General features: G+C 69.5%; 14 protein-coding genes. 10 read left to right on the top strand and 4 right to left on the bottom strand.

Features of this window, described 5'->3' with window-relative positions; genetic code table 11:
* Nucleotides 1-92 precede the first annotated feature (92 nt).
* From ACSFA2_RS16220 to ACSFA2_RS16180, 9 genes are all read left to right on the top strand, one after another.
* Nucleotides 93-809, top strand: coding sequence for a TetR/AcrR family transcriptional regulator (locus ACSFA2_RS16220; protein WP_435456345.1), 717 nt, complete (start codon nt 93-95; stop codon nt 807-809).
* On the top strand, nt 806-2314 hold the full coding sequence (locus ACSFA2_RS16215; RefSeq protein WP_435456344.1) for an efflux transporter outer membrane subunit: 1509 nt from the start codon (nt 806-808) through the stop codon (nt 2312-2314). Before ACSFA2_RS16220 ends, ACSFA2_RS16215 begins: the two co-directional genes overlap by 4 nt.
* Nucleotides 2311-3543, top strand: coding sequence for an efflux RND transporter periplasmic adaptor subunit (locus ACSFA2_RS16210; RefSeq protein ID WP_435456343.1), 1233 nt, complete (start codon nt 2311-2313; stop codon nt 3541-3543). Before ACSFA2_RS16215 ends, ACSFA2_RS16210 begins: the two co-directional genes overlap by 4 nt.
* Nucleotides 3540-6602: an efflux RND transporter permease subunit gene (locus ACSFA2_RS16205; protein WP_435456342.1), complete on the top strand. Its 3063-nt coding sequence runs from the start codon at nt 3540-3542 to the stop codon at nt 6600-6602. Before ACSFA2_RS16210 ends, ACSFA2_RS16205 begins: the two co-directional genes overlap by 4 nt.
* A 61-nt stretch (nt 6603-6663) precedes the next feature.
* Entirely contained in the window at nt 6664-7398 is a 735-nt protein-coding gene (locus ACSFA2_RS16200; RefSeq protein WP_435456341.1) for a hypothetical protein, read from the top strand.
* A 10-nt stretch (nt 7399-7408) separates the two neighbouring features.
* Nucleotides 7409-8095 (top strand): response regulator, encoded by a 687-nt coding sequence (locus ACSFA2_RS16195; RefSeq protein ID WP_435456340.1) that lies wholly within the window; start codon nt 7409-7411, stop codon nt 8093-8095.
* The gene (locus ACSFA2_RS16190; RefSeq protein WP_435456339.1) at nt 8076-9329 is read left to right on the top strand and encodes a sensor histidine kinase; all 1254 of its coding nucleotides are present in this window, start codon (nt 8076-8078) and stop codon (nt 9327-9329) included. Before ACSFA2_RS16195 ends, ACSFA2_RS16190 begins: the two co-directional genes overlap by 20 nt.
* A 193-nt stretch (nt 9330-9522) precedes the next feature.
* Nucleotides 9523-9945 carry a tripartite tricarboxylate transporter TctB family protein gene (locus ACSFA2_RS16185; RefSeq protein WP_435456338.1) on the top strand — a complete coding sequence of 141 codons (423 nt, stop codon included), beginning with the start codon at nt 9523-9525 and terminating at the stop codon, nt 9943-9945.
* Complete coding sequence (locus tag ACSFA2_RS16180; RefSeq protein ID WP_435456337.1) at nt 9945-11480, top strand: tripartite tricarboxylate transporter permease; 1536 nt, start codon at nt 9945-9947, stop codon at nt 11478-11480. Before ACSFA2_RS16185 ends, ACSFA2_RS16180 begins: the two co-directional genes overlap by 1 nt.
* Here the strand turns inward: ACSFA2_RS16180 and ACSFA2_RS16175 are convergent.
* On the bottom strand, nt 11435-13432 hold the full coding sequence (locus ACSFA2_RS16175; RefSeq protein WP_435456336.1) for a phosphatase PAP2 family protein: 1998 nt from the start codon (nt 13430-13432) through the stop codon (nt 11435-11437). The genes ACSFA2_RS16180 and ACSFA2_RS16175 overlap by 46 nt on opposite strands.
* A 227-nt stretch (nt 13433-13659) precedes the next feature.
* Here ACSFA2_RS16175 and ACSFA2_RS16170 point away from each other — a divergent pair, with 227 nt between their 5' ends.
* The gene (locus tag ACSFA2_RS16170; protein ID WP_435456335.1) at nt 13660-14031 is read left to right on the top strand and encodes a hypothetical protein; all 372 of its coding nucleotides are present in this window, start codon (nt 13660-13662) and stop codon (nt 14029-14031) included.
* Nucleotides 14032-14046: 15 nt separating this feature from the next.
* On the opposite strand, the gene ACSFA2_RS16165 is transcribed toward ACSFA2_RS16170, so the two are convergent.
* The 3 genes from ACSFA2_RS16165 to ACSFA2_RS16155 form a co-directional block, all read right to left on the bottom strand.
* A complete protein-coding gene (locus ACSFA2_RS16165) occupies nt 14047-15561 on the bottom strand; it encodes a tripartite tricarboxylate transporter permease (RefSeq protein WP_435456334.1) in 1515 nt (504 codons plus the stop codon).
* A 1-nt stretch (nt 15562) separates the two neighbouring features.
* Nucleotides 15563-16099 (bottom strand): tripartite tricarboxylate transporter TctB family protein, encoded by a 537-nt coding sequence (locus ACSFA2_RS16160; protein ID WP_435456333.1) that lies wholly within the window; start codon nt 16097-16099, stop codon nt 15563-15565.
* Between the two features lie 130 nt (nt 16100-16229).
* Complete coding sequence (locus ACSFA2_RS16155; protein WP_435456332.1) at nt 16230-17189, bottom strand: tripartite tricarboxylate transporter substrate binding protein; 960 nt, start codon at nt 17187-17189, stop codon at nt 16230-16232.
* Between the last annotated feature and the right edge of the window lie 31 nt (nt 17190-17220).

Genomic DNA, 17220 nt, shown 5'->3' with positions numbered 1-17220 from the left:
GCGTCATGCCCGCCGCAACGCCCTCCACCCCCTTCTCCGGGCAGGTTCTTTAGTTCAATCAATCGTTTGATCTGTGGTCTAATCCGGCCGCCATGAAGACGTCGCCCAAACAGACCGCTTCGCCCTCGGCGACACCCGCTGAACGCGCCTCGCGCAGCGATGGCGCCGAGTCCCGCGAGCGCATCCTCTACGCCGCCCTGCGCCTGTTCGCCGAGCACGGCTTCGCCAAGACCTCGACGCGCGAAATCGCGAAAGCAGCTGGCGTCAACATCGCCGCCATCAGCTACTACTTCGGTGACAAGGCCGGCCTCTACAGCGCCACCTTCAACGAGCCGATGGGCGGCACGGCGGGCGACCTGGTCCAGCTCGTCGACGCGCCGGGGCTGAGCACCGCCGACGCGCTGCGCCTCTACATGGTGGCCTACGTCGAACCGCTCAAGCACGGCGAGATCGTGCGCCAGTGCATGCGCCTGCACATGCGGGAGATGGTCGAGCCGACCAGCCAGTGGGCCGAAGAGGTCGAACGCGACATCCGTGGGCCGCACGAGGCGCTGGTGCGCATCCTGGCGCGTCACCTCGGCATCACGAAAGCCGACGACGATGTCCACCGGCTGGCGCTGGCGATCAACGGGCTGGCGTTGCAGCTCTTCGTGATGCAGGACCTGGTCGAGGTGCTGCGACCGTCCCTGCTGCGTTCCGCCGACAGCATCGACCGGTGGGCCGATCGGCTGCATTCGTACGCGGTGGCGATGCTCGATGCCGAAACGGCACGGCGCGCCCCGCCCCCTTCCAAGAGGAAATCCCCATGAAACCCCACCGCACGAACCACCGGCCGCGCCTGGTGCTGCTGTGCCTGTCGCTCGCGCTGACCGCCTGCGGCGTGACACGTCCGCCCGCGAGTGCGAGCGCGTCGATCCCTGCGCAGTGGCATGCGCCGATGCCCACCCCCATCGCCCACGCCGGCTCGCTGCCCGCCCTGGCCGACTGGTGGCGGCAGCTCGACGACCCCTTGCTCGTGCGTCTGATCGAAGCCGCGCAGACGGTCAGCCCGACGGTGGCGAGCGCCGCGGCGCGCATCACCGAAGCGCGCGGCACGTGGGTGCAGGCCGGCGCGGCGCTGCTGCCGACGCTCGACGGCACGCTGTCGGCGCAGCGCAGCAACTCGCCGGCGGGCGGCACCGGCAGCTCGACCGGCGCGAGCGCTTCGCTGCCGGCGGTCACGACCCTGCAGGCGGGCCTGCAGTCGAGCTGGGAGATCGACCTGTTCGGCGGCCGCCGCGCCAGCCGTGACGCCGCCGACGCGCAATTGCAGAGTGCCAGCGCCAGGTGGCACGACGCCCGGGTGTCGGTCGCGGCCGAGACGGCCAACCAGTACTTCGCCGAGCGGGCCTGCCAGCGCCAGTTGACGGTGGCTGAATCGGACGCGCGCTCGCGCAGCGAGACGGCCCGCCTCACCGATCTGTCCGCCAAGGCCGGCTTCACCGCACCCGCCGACGCGGCACTGGCCCGCGCCAGCGCGGCCGACGCGTCGGCCCGCCTGACCCAGCAGGGCGCGCAGTGCGCCGTGCTGCGCCAGGGCCTGGTCGCGCTGACCGCTATCGATGCCACTGAGATCGACCGGCAGTTGGCCACGGTCTCCGCCGACCGCGCCCTGCCGGCGGTGCAAGCCGTGGCCAGCGTGCCCGCCCAGATGCTGGCGCAGCGGCCCGACGTGTTCGCGGCCGAGCTGGGCGTGGCCGCGGCCAGCGCCGAAGTCGGCGCGGCCGAGGCTGACCGCTACCCGCGGCTGACGCTGCAGGGCTCCGTCGCCGCACTGCAGCTGCGCAGCGGCGGCGCGCATCAGCGCATCGACACCTGGACCATCGGACCGGTGGCGCTGACGCTGCCGATCTTCGATGGCGGCACCCGAGCGGCCAACGCCGAGAGCGCCAAGGCCCGCTACGACGAAGCGGTGTCGCAGTACCGCGGCAGCGTGCGCACGGCGGTGCGCGAAGTCGAGGAGGCGCTGGTCAACCTGCAGGCCACCGACGCCCGCACCGGCGACGCCGACACCGCGGTGCAGAACTACCAGGCCTCTTTCGATGCCACGCAGGCGCGCTACCAGAGCGGCCTGGCCAGCCTGTTCGAGCTGGAAGACGCCCGCCGCACGCTCTTCGCCGCGCAGACCTCGCGCGTGGCGCTGCAGCGCGAACGCGCCGAAGCCTGGGTGGCGCTCTACCGCGCCACCGGCGGCGGCTGGGCCCGGCCCGGCACCGCCCTCGCCAACGAAACCTCTCCCTCTTCCGCACAGACGAAAACAGCGAAGACACCATGACCCGACGCCAGCGCACCCTCCTCCTTGCCCTCGTGGCCCTGATCGTCGTCGCCGTGGGGGCGTTCTGGCTGCTGCGCAAGCCGGCCGCGCCCGCGCCACAGACAGGTGCCGCGCCGGCCGCTGCGGCCAAGGGCGCCGCGCCCGCACGCCCCGCCCTCACCGTGTCGGTCGCCAAGCCCGAGCAGAGCGAGCTGAACGTCACGCTCGCGGCCAACGGCAACGTCGCGGCCTGGCAGGAAGCCATCGTCGGCTCCGAATCGAACGGCCTGCGCCTGGCCGAGGTGCGGGTGAACGTGGGCGACGTGGTGAAGAAGGGCCAGGTGCTGGCCGTGTTCTCGCCCGAGACCGTCAACGCCGACGTGGCGCAGGCGCGTGCCTCGCTGGCCGAAGCCAAGGCCACCGCGGCCGACGCCGCCGGCAACGCAGCCCGCGCCCGCACGCTGGCGCAGACCGGCGCGCTGAGCCAGCAGCAGATCAACCAGTACCAGACCACCGAGCAGACCGCCAAGGCGCGCGTCGAGGCGGCCGAGGCGGTGCTCGCCGCGCAGCAGGTGCGCGGCCGCAACACGCGGGTGCTGGCGCCGGACGACGGCGTGATCTCCGCACGCACCGCCACGGTCGGCAGCGTGGTCGCGGCGGGCACCGAGTTGTTCAAGCTGATCCGCCAGGGCCGGCTCGAATGGCGCGCCGAAGTCACCTCGGCCGAGCTCGGCCGCATCGCGGTCGGCACGCCGGCCACGGTGCAGAGCGCGAGCGGCGCGCAGGTGCAGGGCACCGTGCGCAGCATCGCGCCGACGGTCGACCCGCAGACGCGCAACGCACTGGTCTATGTCGACATCCCCTCACTGATGCAGAACACGGGCACGAGCGCCGCACGGCCGCCCGAAGGCGCGAGCGCCCCCTCGGGGGGCAGCGCAGTACGCGAAGCGACAAGCGTGGGGGCCTTGCGTGCCGGCATGTTCGCGAGCGGGGAGTTTCAGCTTGGACGAAGCAACGCCCTGACCGTGCCGCAGGCCGCCATCGTGCCGCGTGACGGCTTCAACCACCTGTTGCTGCTGCAGCCCGATAACCGCGTCTCGCAGCTGAAGATCCAGACCGGTCGCCGCGTCGGCGAGCGCGTTGAAATTCTCACCAAGCTGCCCGCCGATGCGCAGGTGGTGGTGCAAGGCGCCGGCTTCCTCAACGACGGCGACCTGGTGCGTGTGGCTGCCGGAGAGAGCAAGCCATGAACGTTTCCGCCTGGTCCATCCGGAACCCGATTCCGGCCGTGATGCTGTTCGTGCTGCTCACCTTCGGGGGGCTGCTGTCCTTCAACGCGATGAAGGTGCAGAACTTTCCGGACATCGACCTGCCGACGGTCACCGTGTCGGCAGCGCTGCCGGGCGCGGCGCCGTCGCAGCTGGAAACCGACGTCGCGCGCAAGCTCGAGAATTCCATCGCCACCATCCAGGGCCTCAAGCACATCACGACCAAGGTGCAGGACGGCGCAGCCACGCTGATCATCGAGTTCCGCCTCGAAAAGCCGGTGCAGGAAGCCGTCGACGACGTGCGCTCCGCCGTGCAGCGCGTGCGGGCCGACCTGCCCGCCGACGTGCGCGACCCGGTCGTCACCAAGCTCGACTTCGCGGCGCAACCGGTGCTGGCCTTCACGATCTCGTCGAACCGCATGGACGCGGAAGCGCTCAGCTGGTTCGTCGACAACGACGTGACCAAGAAGCTGCTGGCGCTGCCCGGCGTCGGCGCGGTCAACCGCGTGGGCGGCGTGACGCGCCAGGTGCATGTCGACATCGACCCGGCCAAGTTGCAGGCGCTGGGCGCCACCGCGGCCGACATCTCGCGTCAGCTGCGTCAGGTGCAGACCGAGAGCGCCGGCGGCCGCTTCGACCTGTCGGGCAGCGAGCAGCCCGTGCGCACGCTGGCCACGGTGCAGTCGGCCGACGAACTGCGCAGCATGCAGATCCCGCTGTCCGACGGGCGCCGCATCCGGCTCGACCAGGTGGCGCGCATCAGCGACACCATCGCCGAGCCGCGCGCCACCGCCCTGCTCGACGGCAAGACCGTGGTCGGCTTCGAAGTCGCCCGCAGTCGCGGTGAAAGCGAGGTCGCCGTCGGCGCCCTCGTGCAGAAGGCGCTGGCCGAGATGCGCACGCAGCACCCGGACATCCAGCTGACCGAGGCTTTCAACTTCGTCGAGCCGGTGCAGGAGGAATACGACGGCTCGCTGCACCTGCTGTACGAAGGCGCCATCCTGGCCGTGATCGTCGTCTGGCTGTTCCTCCGCGACTGGCGTGCCACCTTCGTCTCGGCCGTGGCGCTGCCGATGTCGGTCATCCCGGCCTTCATCGGCATGCACCTGCTGGGCTTCTCGATCAACATCATCTCGCTGCTCGCGCTGTCGCTGGTGGTCGGCATCCTGGTCGACGACGCGATCGTGGAGGTCGAGAACATCGTGCGCCACCTGCGCATGGGCAAGAGCCCGTACGACGCGGCGATGGAGGCCGCCGACGAGATCGGCCTGGCCGTGATCGCCACCACCTTCACGCTGATCGCGGTGTTCCTGCCCACCGCCTTCATGAGCGGCGTGGCGGGCAAGTTCTTCAAGCAGTTCGGCTGGACGGCGTCGCTCGCGGTGTTCGCGTCGCTGGTGGTCGCGCGGGTGCTCACGCCCATGATGGCCGCCTACATTCTCAAGCCGATCGTCGATGCCGAGAAGGACCCCCGCTGGCTGACGGTGTACATGCGCGCCGCCGAGTGGTGCATGAAGCACCGCCTGCTGACGATGGCTTTCGCCACGCTCTTTTTCATCGGTTCGATCGCGATGATCCCGCTGCTCAAGACCGGCTTCATCCCGCCAGACGACAACTCGCAGACGCAGGTCTACATCTCGCTCGCGCCCGGTGCGACGCTGGCCCAGACCTCGGCCACGGCCGAAGAGGTGCGACGCCGCGTGATGGAAGTCCGCCATGTGAAGAGCGTCTACACCACGGTGGCCGGCGGCAGCGCGGGCGGCGACCCGTTCGCAAGCTTCGGCACGCCCGAGACGCGCAAGGCCACGCTCACCATCAAGCTCGATCCGCGTGGCGACCGGCCGCGCAAGCAGGTGATCGAGAACGAGATCCGCGCCGCGCTCGAGTCGCTGCCGGGGGTGCGCAGCACGGTCGGCCTGGGGGGCTCGGGCGAGAAGTACATCCTGTCGCTGTCGGGCGAAGACCCGGCCGCACTGACCACCGCGGCGCGCGCCGTGGAGCGCGACCTGCGCACCATCCCCGGCCTGGGCAACATCACCTCGACCGCCAGCCTGATCCGCCCCGAGATCGCGGTGCGGCCCGACTTCGCGCGCGCCGCCGACCTGGGCGTGACCAGCTCGGCCATCGCCGAGACGCTGCGCGTCGCCACGCTGGGCGACTACGACCAGTCGCTGCCCAAGCTCAACCTGGCGCAGCGGCAGGTGCCGATCGTCGTGAAGCTGGAAGACTCGGCGCGGCAAGACATGGCGCTGCTCGAACGGCTGGCCGTGCCGAGCGCGCGCGGCCCGGTGATGCTGGGCCAGGTCGCCAAGCTCACCGTCGAAGGCGGCCCGGCCGTGATCGACCGCTACGACCGCTCGCGCAACGTCAACTTCGAGATCGAGCTCTCGGGCGTGGGCCTGGGCGATGCGAAGACCGCCGCCATGGCGCTGCCGTCGATCCAGAACCTGCCGCCCGGCGTGCGCGTGGCCGAGGTGGGCGACGCCGAGGTCATGACCGAGCTGTTCAACAGCTTCGGTCTGGCGATGCTGACCGGCGTGCTGTGCATCTACATCGTGCTGGTGCTGCTGTTCAAGGACTTCCTGCACCCGGTGACCATCCTGTGCGCGCTGCCGCTGGCGCTGGGCGGGGCCTTCGTCGGCCTGCTGATCGGGCAGAAGGCGCTGTCGATGCCGTCGCTGATCGGGCTGATCATGCTGATGGGCATCGCGACGAAGAACTCGATCCTGCTCGTCGAATACGCCATCGTCGCCCGCCGCGACCATGGCATGAGCCGCTGGGACGCCCTGCGCGATGCCTGCCACAAGCGGGCGCGGCCGATCATCATGACCACCATCGCCATGGGCGCGGGCATGGCACCGATCGCCTTCGGCTGGAGCGCGGCGGACTCCAGCTTCCGCTCGCCGATGGCGATGGCGGTGATCGGCGGGCTGATCACGTCGACGGTGCTGAGCCTGCTGGTGGTGCCGGCCGTGTTCACCTACGTCGACGACATCGAGCAATGGATCCGGCGCACCGTGCGCCGGTTGCGCGGGGCATGAGCGTCGCGCCGGGCCGCCCCAAGCCAGCTCGCACCGCAGTGCGAAGCACGAAGGTATGCCAATGAGTTTGGCGCGCCTGCTGCTGCTCGGCGGCACCGTGTCGCTGGCGCTGGGCGTCGGCTTGGCCGACCACCTGCCGCGTGCGGCCGAACTGCTGCCGGCGCTGAGCGACGAGCCATTGCAGCGCACGGTGGCGGCACCGGCTTTCCAGGCGCATGCCGGCACGGTCGACTACCGCATCGCGCCCGTGGCCGACTACGAGATCACCGGGCTGGTCGTGAGCCGGCATGACGCCGACACCTGGTGGGACTGGATCCATCGCGCCAGCAACGACCACCTCAACGTGGTCGACCTCTGCATGGTCTGGGGCGCCAACGCGGCCGATGGTGCCTACGAGAAGATGTCCTTTTCCAGCGGCCAGTTTGTCTGCTACTACAGCAGCCGCGACGACACGGCCTGGCAGCCGCAATACACCCGCGCGCTGTCGAACAACCACCTGCTTACCGAAGACCCAACGATCGCCCGGCAGCTGCGCCGGCTGCGCGTGGGCGACCAGGTCCGCATCGGCGGGCAGCTCGCCAGCTACAGCCACGACGCCGGCTTCGCCTTCACGCGCGGCACCTCGCTCACGCGCGAGGACACCGGCAACGGCGCCTGCGAGACGATCTTCGTGCGCGAGGTCGAACTGCTGCGCCGCGCCCCCGCCTGGCCGTCTTGGCTGCGCTGGCTGGGTGGCGCACTGTTATTGCTCGGGCTCGCCGCCTGGTGGGCGGCGCCGCACCGGCCGCGCGGCTAGGATCGCACGCATGCGCCTGCTCCTTGTCGAAGATGAAGTCGAGATGGCGGCCTGGCTCATGCGGGCCTTCAAGCAGAGCGGCTTCGTCGCCGACCATGCGCCCGATGCCGCCACCGCCGAATCGCTGCTGGCCGCCGGCGACCACGACGTCGTCGTGCTCGATCTGCGCCTGCCTGACCGCCACGGCCTGGCCCTGCTGGCCGACCTGCGCGCCGCGGGCAACCGCACGCCGGTGCTCGTGCTCACCGCCGAAGGCTCGGTGCAGGACCGCGTGCGCGGCCTGAACGCCGGTGCCGACGATTTCCTCGGCAAGCCCTTCGCCATCGAGGAACTCGAAGCCCGGCTCGACGCGCTGGTGCGGCGCGCCCGCGGGACCACGCACACGGCGCTGCAGTGCGGCTCGCTGGTGCGCGCGAACGGCACCCGCGCCTTCACGCTCGCGGGCGAGCTGCTGCAGCTGACGCCGCGGGAGAGCGCCGCGCTGTCGGTGCTGCTGGCGCGCAGCGGCTCGCCGGTCGAGAAGGGGCAGCTGTCGGCCAAGGTCTTCCCGGCCGACAGCGACGCCGGGCCCGACGCCATCGAGCTGGTGCTGCACCGGCTGCGCCGCAAGCTCGACGGTGGCGACGTGCGCATCGTCACCGTGCGCGGCCTGGGCTACATGCTGGAGAGCATCGGGCATGACAAGCCGCCCCGCTGAGGCGAGCCGCTTCGGCATCCGCGCGCGGCTGCTCGCGCTGCTGTTGCCCTGCGTGCTCGGCCTGCTGGCGCTCGACAGCTGGAACGACTACCGCGAATTGCAGGACCTGGTCCAGGCCTCTTACGACCGCGCGATGCGCGACACCGCCGAGACGCTGCGCCACGGCGCCACGCTGGCGCCCGACGGCACGCTGCAGCTCGACGCCGGTGCCGCTGAAGCGCGGCGCCTGCTCGAGGCGGGCGCTGCGCAGCGCGCGCGGGCCGAGTCCGCGTCGCTGCGGCAGCATCTGCTGCGCGACCTGCGGATGGTGCTCGTGGTCGTGCTGCTGGTGTGGCTGGGCGTGATTTGGTCGCTGCGGCCGCTCGAGCGGCTGCGGCGTTCCGTACGCAGCCGCCAGGGGCAGATGCCGGAGCCGCTCGACGCGCGCGGCGTGCCGCAAGAGGTCGTGCCGCTGGTCGATGCCGTCAACGAGAACGTCGCAGGCTACAGGCAGCTGCTGGAGCGGCAATCGCAGTTCCTGGCCGACGCCTCGCACCAGCTGCGCACCCCGCTCGCCATCCTGATGACGCAGGCCGGCGTCGCATTGCGCGAGACCGACACCGCGCAGCTCCACGACACGCTGCGGGCCATGGTCGCGCAGATCGCGCGCAGCCGGCGGCTGTGCGAGCAGTTGCTGTCGCTGGCGCATGCCACCGACGACGCCGCGGCGACCGAGGCGCTGCACCTGACGGACCTCAACGCCGTGACCAAGGACGTCGCGCTGCAGTACCTCACGCTGGCGCACGAGAAGGACCAGGACCTGGGCTGGGTCGATGCGCACGCCGTGCCGGTGCACGCGGACGCCGCCGAGCTGCACGAGGTGCTCTCGAACCTGGTGCACAACGCCATCGTGTACACGCCCGTCGGCGGCCACATCACGGTCCGGGCCGGAACGACCGGCGACATGGCATGGGCCGAGGTGAGCGACGACGGCCCCGGCATCGCGCCGGCGCGGCGCACCGAGGTGTTCGAGCGCTTCCGCCAGGTCGGCGACCGCACCGGCCACGCCGCGCGAGGCGCTGGGCTGGGCCTGGCCATCGCGCGCGCCTACGCCCGGCGCAACGGCGGCGACATCGTGCTCGCAGATGGCGACGCTGCGGTCGAGGTCGGTGGCGCACCCACGCGCCTGCCGGGCCTGCGCGCCGTCATGCAACTGCCGCTGGCGCCATCGCCGCACCCTAGCAATGACCCTTAGCAGGCGGTAAGGACTAACACGTATTTTGCGGGCAGGGTGACCCAACGAAAGCCGATTGGAAGCATCGCTTTCTACGATTCGCCGCCCGAGCATCGCTGCGCCTGCCGCGCGGCGATGCTCGGGACGAACCACCTGGAGACCCTTGCATGCCCCTCTACAGCCTCACCCCCGCGCCGTTCGAAAGGCGCTCGCCATGAACAGCCGCAACTTCGTCCGGGGCGTGGTCATCATGGCCCTCGCCCTGCTCTTTGGCATCGTCGCGCTGAACTACAAGCTGGGCACGCTCGGCCACTCCGGCGCCGGGATGTTCCCGTTCATGGTCAGCTGCGCGCTGTTCGTGGTGGGCCTGATCACGGCGGGGCGGTCGTTCTTCATCGAGCGCCTGCCGGTGGACTACAACGTCAAGAACATCGCCCTCATCCTGGCCAGCCTGGTGGGCTTCGCGGTGATCTCCGAGTACATCAACATGATCCTGGGCATCGTGTTCCTGGTGTTCTGCTCGACCTTCGCCGGCACCTCCTACTCCGTGTTTCGCAACATCAAGATCTCGGTCTGCCTGATCGCGATCGCGTTCGCCTTCAAGAACTTTCTCGGCCTGAGCCTGCCGCTGTACTGATGGAACTCCTTCACAACCTCGCGTTCGGGTTCGAGCAGGCACTCACGCTGCAGAACCTGCTCTATTGCGCCCTCGGCTGCACCGTCGGGACCTTGATCGGGCTGCTGCCCGGCCTCGGGCCGCTCTCCACCATCAGCCTGCTGCTGCCGCTGACCTACTCCATCCCCGCCGGCGGCGCGTTCATCATGCTGGCCGGCATCTACTACGGCGCGCAGTACGGCGACAGCGTGAGCGCGATCACGATGAAGATCCCGCACGCCAGCAGCATCGTGGCGTGCATCGACGGCTACCAGATGACGCTCAAGGGCAAGACGGGCCTGGCGCTGTTCACGGCCGGCATCTCGAGCTTCATCGGCGGCACGGTGGCCATCGTCGTGCTGGCGACCATGGCGCCCATGCTGGGCGAAGTGGGCTTCCTGTTCGGTCCGGCCGACTATTGCGCGCTGATGCTGCTGGGCTTCTTCTGCGTGAGCTTCGTCAGCAGCGGCAGCCTGCTCAACGGCCTGGCGATGGCCATGATCGGCGTGCTGCTCGGCATGATCGGCACCGACGTCAACAGCGGCGTGGCGCGCTACACGATGAACCTGGCCTTCCTGCAGGACGGCGTCGGGCTCATCAGTATCGCGCTGGGTTGCTTCGGCATCGCCGAGGTGGTGAAGAACCTCGACAACAAGAATGTGCTCACACCCTTCAACGGCAAGATCAAGCTCATGCCGACCTGGCCCGAGTTCAAGCGCATCCTCCCGAGCGCCTTGCGCGGCAGCGTCATCGGATCGATCCTGGGCATCCTGCCCGGCGGTGGTCCGACCATTGCGCAGTTCGCAGCGTATGCGGCCGACAAGAAATTCAGCAAGTACAAGCACGAGATCGGCACCGGCTGCATCGAAGGCGTGGCCGGCCAGGCCGCCGCCGACGAAGCCGCCGCACGCACCAGCTTCATCCCGCTCATGGCCATCGGCATTCCCGAGAACGCCGTGATGGCGCTGATGATGGCGGCCTTCATCGTCAAGGGCATCCAGCCCGGCCCGAACATGATCGCCAGCCACCCCGACCTGTTCTGGGGCCTGGTGGCCAGCATGTGGATCGGGAACTGCTTCCTGGTGATCCTCAACGTGCCGCTGGTGCGCTACTGGCTGTCGGTCTTCAAGATCCCGTACGTCGTGCTGTTCCCGGCCATCCTGTTCTTCTGCTGCATCGGCACCTACAGCATCAACAACAGCCTGGACGACATCTACACGACGGCCGTGTTCGGCCTGATCGGCTACCTGTTCCTCAGGCTCGACATGGAAGCCGCGCCACTGATGCTCGGCTTCATCCTGGGCCCGATGCTGGAAGAGAACTTCCGCCGCGCGATGCTGCTGAGCCGCGGCGAGTTCGGCATCTTCGTCACTCGCCCGATCAGCGCCACGCTGCTGAGCGTGATCGCGATCGTGGTTGTCTGGCAGACGATCGCGTTCTTCCGGGCGGCGAAGAAGAAAAAGCTGGTCGCTCAGACCGCGGCGTCGATGCGCAACGACAACTCGGTCGCGGTGTAGGTCGGCGTGACCTTGAACCCGGCCGGTACCGTGATCGCGCTGAATTTGCCGACCAGCGCGCCGCTGCTCACCACCGTGAGCACGTCGCCCACGCTGGGCGCCGCGCCCGATTTGAATGCCACGTTCAATATGCCGCCCAGGGCCGCCACGCCCTTGACCGTCAAGCGGCCGGCGCCATTGCCGCCAATGTTCATCTGCAGCGTGCTGCCGTCCAGCTGCGTGTACGCCCCCGCCATGGTCACCATCGAATCGGCATTGCAGACCAACGTGCCGCCACCGACATAGACGTTGCCCGCACCGAAGGCGCTGGCCGAGTCGGCCTGCAGCGTGCCCGCCACGAGCTGCGTTCCGCCGCTGTAGCTGTTCTTGCCGCCCAGGCGCAGCGTGCCGGTACCGGTCTTGCTCAGCTTGCCGGCGCCGGCGATGTCGTTGCGCCAGCTGTCCATCGCGTGGAAGCCGCCCAGGCTGGCGTCCATCTTCACGACCACGTCGCCGTTGAACGCACCGTAGCCGTCGGCCGCATCGAACAGGTTCAGGCGGCCCCAGCCTTCGGGGTCGTCCATCGCCGGGTAGCCCGACGCGATGGCGGTGGTCTTGAGCACCACGCGGCGCTGCTCGGCGTCGAGGTACGGCAGCCGGGTTTCCAGCAGCACTTCTGCACCCTTGGGTACGACGGCCGGCCTCGTCTTGTCGCCGACCTGGGTGAAGCCGAAGGTCATGCGGCGCAGGTAGGCGGCCTTGCTGGCGGCGTGGTCCGCGAAGCGGTCCTGGTCTGTGCCCTGCGAATGCGCGAAGGTGTTGAAGGCCGTGGCATCGGCGGCGCCGACCGCCGTCATCAGCACCGACTGGGCCTGCGCGCGGGCCGCGGCCTTGCGCGCGGCGTTGGCGCCGGTCGACAGGCTGGCCGCCGCCACGGCATGGCCCTGGATGCGCCCGCCGATCACGTCCAGCGGCGAATGCATGCCCGCGAGGATGCGGTTCTCGCCCAGCTCGAGGCCCCGGGCGACCATCTCCTGGTAACGCTCGGGCACCACGTAGCCGAAGGCGAAGCCGTTGCGCACGGCTTCGGCCGTATGGCCGCTGACAAAGCCGCCGTCCGTGCCGGGCGTGGCGCTCTTCGCCGGCTCCAGGGCGGGCACCACCTTGACGCTGGTGCTCCAACGCCAGGGGCGCGCGTACTTGAAGTAGCGCTTGGCCGGCTCGGTGGAGCCGTTCTCGCCGATGTTGTTGATCAGGTCGACCACCGTGCCGAAACTCGGGTTGGCGCCGCCGCCCACACCGGTGTTGTTGCCGCTGTCGTTGTAGAGCACCGTGGTGGCGTCGGCCGGGATCCCGGTGATCGTCGTGGTCTGCTGCGCGGCGGCGCGCCACGCCGCGGTGAGCGGCCCCAGGCCGTCGCTGACGCTGTACGCCTTGCCGCGGCGGTCGTCGAGGTAGGCCGCGAGTTCCTGCGCGCTGGTGCGGGCGGTGGTCACGTCGACCACGTACTGGATGTTGCGGCCCAGCACGGCCGTGTTGAGCACCTTGCCGTCGGTGGCATCTCCGGGAATCCCGCTCCAGGTGGAGGCGGCGACGGCCGGGAAGCCCGCCTGTGCGGGGGCCGTTTGGCCTGCGTCCACCAGCAGCGTGCTGGGCGTCCAGAAATCGAGGAAGCCGGCCACCACGCGGACGCCGGCGTTGGTTTCCTTGGTTGCGTAGCGTGCATCGCCGCGCTGGTTGGTCGCGACGTTGTCGACGAAGGGCAGGATGGCCGCCGGGTCGGGCACCGGCGCGGTGTCCGTGAAGCCCAGGTCCTTCGGCGCGCCGGCCGCCACGACGGCAGGAGCGGTCGGCGCCGTGCCGGTGGTGGGGGTCGAAGCGCCCGAATCGCCGCCACCGCCGCAGGCCGAGAGGCACAGCGCGGCGACCAGGGTAAGGACGAACGGACGGGGGGATGACAGGAATGGAGACATGGAAAGGACTCGATGCGGAATGGGAGCGCGAGCCGACAGGAGCGCCGGCTCGACGGCACGCAATCTAGGCAACGAAGAAGTCATGCCTGTGAAACACGCGGGCGGCATGGGGTTGCGGCACCGGCACCGTTTCGTCGCCCTTGGCCTACCGGCACATGCTGTGGCATCGCACGCGAGCAGCGCGATCGAGCGTCGACCATCGAGCCCTCGGAACACGGAGGACGCCCATGCTCGCCACTCGCATCCAGTACGCCTTCGTCGGAACGGCGCTTCTGCTCGCCATCAACGGCTTCGCGCAACAGGGGCCGGTCGACCGCGCCGCTGCGCAACAGCGCTATGACGCGGAGGTCGCGGCCTGCAACCGCGGGAATCTGCCGGCACCGTCACGCGAGGCTTGCGTGCGCGCGGCGGGAACCGCGCTGGATCGTGCCTTGGGCGGGCCGCCGACCGAGGCGGCGATGCCGTCCGCCGACGGTCGCGCCACCGTGGTGGCGCCGGTCGGGTCGGTCATACCGCCCGCGGCGTCGGACACGGTGACCACGCAGGATGGCCGCGCCACCATCGTGCTGCCGGCCGATCGGGCCGGCGCGCCGCGCTGAATCAACGACCGGGAGTCAGAGCGCCCCGATCCGCGCTTTTTTCATCGCCATCGCCTTGGCGACACGCGGCAGGATCAGCACGGCCAGCACCACGACGATCAGCACGATCGACATCGGGCGCTGGAAGAACACCGCTGCGCTGCCCTCGCCGATCGACATGGCGTTGCGCAGCTGCGCTTCGGCCAAGGGGCCGAGGATCATGCCGACGACAACCGGGGCCGTCGGGAAGTCGAAGCGCCGCATGATCACGCCCAGCACGCCGATGGCGTACAGCAGGAACAGGTCGAAGGCGCTCTGGCGCATGCCGTAGGCACCGACCGTCGCGAAGATCAGGATGCCAGCGTAGAGCTGGGGCTTGGGGATCTTCAGCAGCTTGACCCACAGGCCGACCATCGGCAGGTTGAGCACCAGCAGCATCACGTTGCCGATGTAGAGCGAGGCGATCAGCGCCCACACCAGCGCGGCCGAGGTGGTGAAGAGTTGCGGGCCGGGCTGGATGCCGTAGTTCTGGAAGGCGCCCAGCAGGATGGCGGTGGTGTTGCTGGTCGGGATGCCGAGCGTCAGCAGGGGAATGAGCGCCGCCGTCACCGTCGCGTTGTTGGCGGCTTCGGGGCCGGCCACGCCTTCGATGGCGCCGGTGGTGCCGAACTCGGCCTTGGCATCGCTGTCCTTGGCGAGCTTCTTCTCCATCGCGTAGCTCAAAAAGGTCGGGATCTCGGTGCCGCCCGCCGGGATGCAGCCGAAGGGCGTGCCGATGGCGGTGCCGCGCAGCCAGGCCGGAATCGACCGTTTCCAGTCGCGCTTGCTCATATGCACCCGGCTGAGCTTGTTCTGGCCTTCGGTCACCTTGCCTTCGTACAGCACCGCGTAGAGCACCTCGGCCACCGCGAAAAGGCCGACCGCGACCAGCACGATCTCGATGCCGTCGAGCATTTCGGGGATGCCGCCCGTGTAGCGGCCCTGGCCCGAGATCTGGTCGAGCCCGACGCAGCCGGCGGCCAGCCCGATGAAGAGCGCCGTCATGCCGCGCAGCGTGCTCTTGCCGAGCACCGCGCTCACCGTGGTGAAGGCCAGCAGCATCAGCAGGAAGTACTCGGGCGGGCCGAGCTTCACGGCGAAGTCGGCCACGAAGGGCGCGAACAGCGTGACCACCACGGTGGCGATGGTGCCGGCCACGAAGGAACCGATGGCCGCGGTCGCGAGCGCGGCGCCCGCGCGGCCACTCTTGGCCATCTTGTTGCCCTCCATGGCGGTGACCATGCTGGCCGTCTCCCCGGGCGTGTTCAGCAGGATGGAGGTGGTCGAGCCACCGTACATCGCGCCGTAGTAGATGCCCGAGAAGAAGATCATCGAGGCCGTGACGTCGACCTTGCCGGTGATGGGCAGCAGCATGGCCACCGCCACCGCGGGGCCGATACCGGGCAGCACGCCGACGGCCGTGCCGAGGGCACAGCCGACCAGACACCAGAGCAGGTTGGCCGGGGTGATCGCCGCAGCGAAACCCTGCATGAGTGCGTTGAAGATGTCCATGTCAGATCCAGCCCGTGGCGGTGAGGCCCGGCAGGTTGATCGCCAGGAACTGCGTGAACATCCAGAACACCGGCGCTGCGATGAGCGCGCCGGTGACGGCATCGATGAGCCAGGTGCGCGGGCTGTTGACGCCGCCCTGCCCGCTCGCGCGGCGCAGGCCCTGGACCGCGAGCACGTAGCACAGCGTGCAGCTGAAGATGAAGCCGATGGTGGTGATCAGCGCAGCATTCAGCAGCAGCCCGGCCGACACCCAGACGAAGCCTGACCAGTAGGTCTCGACCGCGCCCGAGGGTTCGTCCATGTCGCGGAAGCCACCGGTGCGCGATTCCCAGATGATCCACGCGCCGCAGATCGACAGAACGATCGACACGAGCCACGGCAGGAAGTTGGGGCCGACGCCGCCGTAGCCCGCCTCCGACGAAATGCCGATGGCGCCCGCCGCCAGCGCAAGGCCGGTGAGCAGCACGCCGGCGCCGACCAGGGTCTGCGGCCACATGGCGCCGCGGCCCGCTTCTGCAGGAAGAGAGTTGGAGTGCATGTTTTTTCTCTTAAGCAAGCATGAGTCTCCCTTCCAGAGACACCACGGAACCGGCTTTGCCGGGCCGTCGGTGTCGCCCCCGGAAGGGGGTGGGCGCACCCACACGAAGTGGGCAAGCCCCGGGGGAGAGTCAAATCATTCCGGACTTGGCCATGATGGCGCGCAGGCTGGCGAAGTCGTCGTCGACGAACTTCGCGAAGGCGTCGCCCGACAGCACGGCCGGCGTCCAGTCGTTCTTCTTGAGCGCTTCGGCCCAGGCGGAGCTCTTGAGCGCGGCCAGCACCATGTCGGTGACGGTCTTGCGCTGCTCGGGCGTGAGGCCCGGGGCGCCGTACACGCCGCGCCAGTTGCCGATCTCGACGTCGATGCCCTGCTCCTTCAGCGTCGGCACGTTGATGCCCGGCAGGCGCTGCGCCGAGGTGACGGCGATCGCGCGCATCTTGCCGGCCGCGATGTACTCGGCGAATTCGCTGTAGCCGCTGCCGCCCACCGTGACGTTGCCGCCCAGGATGGCCGCGGTGGCTTCGCCGCCGCCGCGGAAGGCCACGTAGTTGATCTTCGACGGATCGGCGCCGACCTTCTGCGCGATCATCGCCGCGGCGATGTGCTCGGTGGAGCCGCGCGAACCGCCGCCCCACTTGACGCTGCCCGGGTCCTTCTTGAGCTGGTCGACCACGTCCTTCATGGTCTTGAGCGGCGAGCTGGCCGGCAGCACGAACACGTTGTATTCGGTCGTGATGCGGGCGATGGGCGTGGCTTGTTCGAGCTTGACCGGCGGCTTGCCGGTGATGATGCCGCCCAGCATGACCGAGCCCATGACCATCAGCGCGTTCGGGTCACCCTTGGCGCCGTTGACGAACTGCGCCAGGCCCAGTGCGCCGGCGGCACCGCCCTTGTTGTCGTAGGTGACCGTGTCGGCCACCTTGGCGTCGGTCATGGCCTTGCCCAGCGCGCGGCCGGTGGTGTCCCAGCCGCCACCCGGATTGGCGGGGATCATCATCTTGAGGTTGGCGGCGGCGCGTGCCGACAGGGGCAAGGCGCCCGCGGCGGCCAGGGCGGCCAATGACTTCAAAAAGGTGTCGCGACGCATTGAATGTCTCCTTGTAGGGTGGAATCTGGGG

The sequence above is a fragment of the Variovorax cryoconiti genome, assembly GCF_051216395.1.
GTDB lineage: Bacteria > Pseudomonadota > Gammaproteobacteria > Burkholderiales > Burkholderiaceae_C > Variovorax.
This window is presented reverse-complemented; position numbering and strand designations above follow the sequence as displayed.

Excerpts from the sequence above, each read along its gene's own strand:
- ACSFA2_RS16155 (WP_435456332.1), bottom strand. The coding sequence starts at position 17,189 with ATGCGTCGCGACACCTTTTTGAAGTCATTGGCCGCCCTGGCCGCCGCG.
- ACSFA2_RS16185 (WP_435456338.1), top strand. The coding sequence starts at position 9,523 with ATGAACAGCCGCAACTTCGTCCGGGGCGTGGTCATCATGGCCCTCGCC.
- ACSFA2_RS16170 (WP_435456335.1), top strand. The coding sequence starts at position 13,660 with ATGCTCGCCACTCGCATCCAGTACGCCTTCGTCGGAACGGCGCTTCTG.
- ACSFA2_RS16180 (WP_435456337.1), top strand. The coding sequence starts at position 9,945 with ATGGAACTCCTTCACAACCTCGCGTTCGGGTTCGAGCAGGCACTCACG.
- ACSFA2_RS16175 (WP_435456336.1), bottom strand. The coding sequence starts at position 13,432 with ATGTCTCCATTCCTGTCATCCCCCCGTCCGTTCGTCCTTACCCTGGTC.
- ACSFA2_RS16210 (WP_435456343.1), top strand. The coding sequence starts at position 2,311 with ATGACCCGACGCCAGCGCACCCTCCTCCTTGCCCTCGTGGCCCTGATC.
- ACSFA2_RS16195 (WP_435456340.1), top strand. The coding sequence starts at position 7,409 with ATGCGCCTGCTCCTTGTCGAAGATGAAGTCGAGATGGCGGCCTGGCTC.
- ACSFA2_RS16200 (WP_435456341.1), top strand. The coding sequence starts at position 6,664 with ATGAGTTTGGCGCGCCTGCTGCTGCTCGGCGGCACCGTGTCGCTGGCG.
- ACSFA2_RS16190 (WP_435456339.1), top strand. The coding sequence starts at position 8,076 with ATGACAAGCCGCCCCGCTGAGGCGAGCCGCTTCGGCATCCGCGCGCGG.
- ACSFA2_RS16220 (WP_435456345.1), top strand. The coding sequence starts at position 93 with ATGAAGACGTCGCCCAAACAGACCGCTTCGCCCTCGGCGACACCCGCT.
- ACSFA2_RS16215 (WP_435456344.1), top strand. The coding sequence starts at position 806 with ATGAAACCCCACCGCACGAACCACCGGCCGCGCCTGGTGCTGCTGTGC.
- ACSFA2_RS16205 (WP_435456342.1), top strand. The coding sequence starts at position 3,540 with ATGAACGTTTCCGCCTGGTCCATCCGGAACCCGATTCCGGCCGTGATG.
- ACSFA2_RS16165 (WP_435456334.1), bottom strand. The coding sequence starts at position 15,561 with ATGGACATCTTCAACGCACTCATGCAGGGTTTCGCTGCGGCGATCACC.
- ACSFA2_RS16160 (WP_435456333.1), bottom strand. The coding sequence starts at position 16,099 with ATGCACTCCAACTCTCTTCCTGCAGAAGCGGGCCGCGGCGCCATGTGG.